At 43.1% G+C, this 4,742-nt stretch carries 3 protein-coding genes and 1 pseudogene; all 4 read left to right on the forward strand.

Annotation, left to right across the window (positions count from 1 at the left end; genetic code table 11):
* Positions 1-1,175 (forward strand): annotated as a pseudogene (locus WBM49_RS08725) (hypothetical protein); the annotation flags it as partial.
* Positions 1,176-1,182: 7 nt separating this feature from the next.
* Complete coding sequence (locus tag WBM49_RS08730; RefSeq protein ID WP_424371668.1) at positions 1,183-2,364, forward strand: aspartate aminotransferase family protein; 1,182 nt, start codon at positions 1,183-1,185, stop codon at positions 2,362-2,364.
* A gap of 97 nt (positions 2,365-2,461) precedes the next feature.
* Positions 2,462-3,862, forward strand: a complete 1,401-nt coding sequence (locus tag WBM49_RS08735) for a tetratricopeptide repeat protein (RefSeq protein WP_424371669.1) — start codon at positions 2,462-2,464, stop codon at positions 3,860-3,862.
* 28 nt (positions 3,863-3,890) lie between these two features.
* On the forward strand, positions 3,891-4,742 hold an 852-nt coding region (locus tag WBM49_RS08740; protein ID WP_424371670.1), incomplete at its 3' end, for a DUF368 domain-containing protein.

Consider the following 4,742-nt stretch of genomic DNA (forward strand, 5'->3'; position numbering starts at 1 on the left):
ACTATGCAGAGGTCTACAAAGCGAAGGACTCCGTCTTTGCTACCAAAAGAGCTGTTTCTATTAGCCTTGTGGAACAAGATTCGCTTTATATCCATGGGGACACCCTTATGGTTACGGGTAAACCCGATGAACGCATCTTAAGAGCCTTTAGAAATACCAAATTTTATAAAACCGACCTCAGCGGAAAATGCGATTCCCTGCATTTTGAACAAAAAACCGGCATTACCCAATTGATCCGGAAACCTGTCTTGTGGAACCTGGAAAATCAGATGACCGGCGATAGTATTCTCTTGATCTCTGACCTGGAAACCGAAAAATTAGACTCCCTGAAGGTGATCAACAATGCCTTTGTCATTTCACAGGATACCATTGGAAATGCAGGCTTTAACCAGGCGAAGGGAAAGGATCTTTTCGGAAAATTCATTGAAAACGAACTAAAGATCGTAGACCTGGTAAAGAATACGGAGGTGATTTATTATATGTATAATGATGACGATGAGCTTATTGGAATCAACAAGACCATCTGTAGTGCCATTCGCATGACCTTTGAAAACAGTGATATTGAAGACATCACCTTTATCACAAATCCTGATGGGGATATTTTTCCGGAAGAAGATCTACCTGAAAATAGTAGACTGCTCAAAGGTTTTATCTGGAGAGGAGATGAACGAATACGGAGCAAAGAGGCCATTTTTGATGAGGATGACAACAACATACGCCTGGTAAAGATCCAGGGGATAGATAATCCTATTGATACCGATGTGGATGCAGCTACTTCAGAGGTAGACAAGAAAGCCCGCGATTTTATCAACTCCTCTATCCCACAAAAGGTGCCAAAAGAAAAAAGTAAGGTTACCCCGGCTGTGCCCATCCCTTCAGCTCAAAGTGATGGCGTCAAAAAACCTTTCGAGGAAATAAAGGGCGAAAAAGATCTCAGCCCCGGCTATTACCTTATCGCCAATGTTTTTGAAAATAAAGATAATTTTTCAAAATTCAGTCGGATTCTATCAGACAGAGGCATAGAAGCTAAATCTTTTTTACGGACTTCCAACGGCTACACCTATGTCTATCTGGAGCGATATACCACAGAGGCTGAAGCTATAAAAGCGAGAGATTCTCAATTCAACGGGAAATACACGGATGATACCTGGATTTTAAGGGTATTAAAAAAGTAAGACAGCTATGAAAGAGGATTTTTTTTCCTATCAGGCGCAAACTACCCCTCACCCTCTCGCTATGGAGGTATCCCATGCCAGGGGGAGCTACATCTACGACAGCAGTGGAAAGGCACATCTCGATTTCGTAGCCGGAGTTTCTGCCAGTATCCTGGGCCATTGCCATCCAAAGATCATTGCAGCCGTAGAAAAGCAGCTTAATTCGTATATGCATGTGATGGTGTACGGGGAATATATTCAGCAAGCTGCGGTTAGCTATACCAAATTACTCGCCAGTCTCTTACCACCCCCTTTGGAGACCACCTATCTTGTTAATTCCGGTACCGAAGCTATTGAAGGGGCTCTGAAATTAGCCAGACGTGTAACGGGAAGATCACAGATCCTTGCTGCAAAGAGTGCCTATCACGGAAATACCATGGGGAGTCTGAGCCTTATGGACTTTGAGGAAAGAAAAGCTCCCTTCAGGCCCTTATTGCCAGATATTGGGTTTATCACCTTCAATAATAAGGAAGATCTCAACAAGATCACCAAAAAAACAGCGGCGGTTATTTTAGAGACCATTCAAGGGGGTGCGGGCTTTGTGGTGCCTAAAGACAATTATCTCAAGGATGTAAGAGCAAGATGCACGGCCATGGGCGCCTTGCTGATCCTGGATGAGATACAGCCCGGTTTTGGAAGAACGGGTAAACTCTTCGCCTTTGAACATTTCAACGTAGTTCCGGATATTTTGGTCATGGGAAAGGGTATGGCAGCAGGTTTGCCTACCGGGGCCTTTACGGCCTCTCATAAAATGATGGCCACTTTAGGAGAGAATCCTATGCTGGGACATATTACTACTTTCGGGGGTAATCCGGTCATTGCTGCGGCTGCCCTGGCTACGCTAAAGGAAATTACTGCCGGGTCACTGATGTCTCAAACCACTGAGAAGGAAGCATTATTCAGGAGCCTCCTTACACACCCACTCATTAAGGAGATCAGGGGAAAAGGACTGATGTTAACTTTGATCATGGAAAGTAGTGAGATTGCAAATGATTTAGTACTTTCGTGCGCCCAAAACGGACTAATTCTCTTTTGGTTGCTATTTGAAAAAAGAGCCGTGCGAATCACCCCGCCACTGACCATTTCTGAAGAGGAAATAAAAGAAGGTTGTACAGTGATCCTAAAAGCACTAAATAGCTTACAACAATAATTTGTTAACTATTTTGTTAATAATATAGCCCTTACTCGGAGATAAAAGTAGTTATAAAAACTATTTTTAAGTCCATAGATTAACCAAGCACGTTCCTATGGCGTTAGATCCTAACGAGAAACCGAACCAGCCCATTACAAAATTCGAATCCATGCTCAAGACAGATGATGTCTACTTCTTTGATGCGGAAGATTTTGAAGACATTATTCACCACTACCTGAACAACGGGAAAATTTCCCTGGCCAAGAAAGCCATCAAGATAGGTTTACAGCAACACCCCGAATCCATGGAGCTAAAGCTCCTTGACGTAGAAGTCCTTGTATTTGAAAACAACCTGGAAGTAGCCGAAAAGATCTTAGATAACTTACAATTGTTGGATAGCGCAAATGAGGAGATCTATATACAGAGAGCTAACATCTACTCCAAGAAAGACAACCATGAAGCGGCGGTTGTTTTACTAAAAAAAGCCCTGGAACTAACAGAAGAAAGTTTTGATATTTATGCCCTCTTAGGGATGGAATATCTTTTTATGGACGATTTTGAACGGGCGAAAACACATTTTATGAAATGTGTATCCTTCGATGAGCAAGATTATTCCTCCCTCTATAATGTGATCTATTGCTTCGAATTTCTGGAGGATTTTGAAGGGGCCATAGCCTATTTGAACGATTATCTGGAGAGAAATCCTTATAGCCAGGTGGCCTGGCACCAGTTGGGCAAACAATACTTTGCCATAAAAATGTTTGAAGAGGCACTCGCGGCCTTCGATTTTGCTATTATCTCTGATGACACCTTTATTGGGGCCTACTTTGAAAAAGGAAAGGTCCTTGAAAAACTAGGAAAGTACAACGAGGCCATTGAGAATTACGAAACCACTATTTCCATTGACGATCCTACTTCCCATGCCTACCTGCGCATAGGAAAGTGCCATGAGAAGTTACAGAATTACGATCTGGCCAAATTCTATTTCTACCAGACCGTACACGAAGATCCACTATTAGACAAAGGTTGGTTGGCGATCACAGATTTTTATTTCAAGAATCACAAATACGACCGGGCGCTGTACTACATAAATAAGGCCATCAACATTGATGGTGAAAATGCAAAATACTGGAAGAAATGTGCCCGTATCCACGCTGCTCTGGAGCACTATGATGAGGCCGATTTTGCCTATAAACAAAGTATAGATCTGGGAAATTACGAATTAGACACCTGGCTTAATTGGGCAGAAGTTGTTACCCAGAACCAGGACCCGGATGCGGCCATACAAATTTTACTCCAGGCATTAGAATTCTATCCGGAAAAGGCCGTGATCCAATTTAAAATGGCCGGACTCTACCTACTGGCCAATGATCCGGTGAAAGCACAATACCGTTTTAGAAAGGCGCTTAAGTTAAACTTTGATCATCTGCGATACTTCAAAGAAGAATTCCCCTCTTTTTACGACTCGGTCTGGGCGCAGAATATTATAACGAGTATCCAGAAGGCATCCGACTAAAAAAACTACTTTTGCTTTTTTTATCGCTATGGGTGACCGTTCATTTTTGCAATATCTTATCCTTACCTTAAAAGGAATCGCCATGGGCGCCGCCGATGTGGTCCCCGGAGTGTCTGGAGGAACCATTGCTTTTATTTCCGGTATCTACGAGGAGCTCATCACTTCTATCAATCAGGTTAATTTATCCCTGCTAAAAACCTTGCGCACACAAGGGCTGGCCGCCACGTGGAAACAGGTCAACGGAAATTTTCTGATTTCTATATTTTTGGGAATTGCCATCAGTATCATCACCCTTGCTAAACTCATCAGCTGGCTATTGATTAATCAGCCTGTTTTACTCTGGTCCTTTTTCTTTGGGCTGGTGATCGCCAGTATTATTTTTGTGGCTAAAGGAATAGAAAAATGGAATCTTGCCGCTTTTATTGTGCTGGCATTGGGCGCTGGGGTGGCTTATTATATAACGCAATTACCCCCGGTGGAGAATACCGAAAGCCTGCCTTACCTATTTCTTTCTGGCGCCCTGGCCATTTGTGCCATGATCTTACCGGGTATCTCCGGTGCTTTTATCCTGGTACTCTTAGGGTCCTATAAAACTATTTTGGATGCCGTACACGAGCGCGATATTGCCATTCTGGCCACGGTTTTTACAGGAGCTGTTTTTGGGATCTTATCCTTTGCCCGTCTCCTGAAATGGATGTTTCAGCATTACAAGAATATTACCCTTGCGTTATTGACAGGTTTTATCATAGGCTCCTTGAGCAAAATATGGCCCTGGAAAGAGGTACTCACCTCCAAGGTCTTTGATGGAAAAACCATCCCTGTGCTTGAAAAAAATGTATCTCCGCTCTCCTATGAAGGAGATCCTCAACTTCTCTGGGCC

This window comes from Muriicola sp. (assembly GCF_049669965.1).
Lineage (GTDB): Bacteria > Bacteroidota > Bacteroidia > Flavobacteriales > Flavobacteriaceae > Muriicola.

Excerpts from the sequence above, each read along its gene's own strand:
- WBM49_RS08735 (WP_424371669.1), top strand. The coding sequence starts at position 2,462 with ATGGCGTTAGATCCTAACGAGAAACCGAACCAGCCCATTACAAAATTC.
- WBM49_RS08730 (WP_424371668.1), top strand. The coding sequence starts at position 1,183 with ATGAAAGAGGATTTTTTTTCCTATCAGGCGCAAACTACCCCTCACCCT.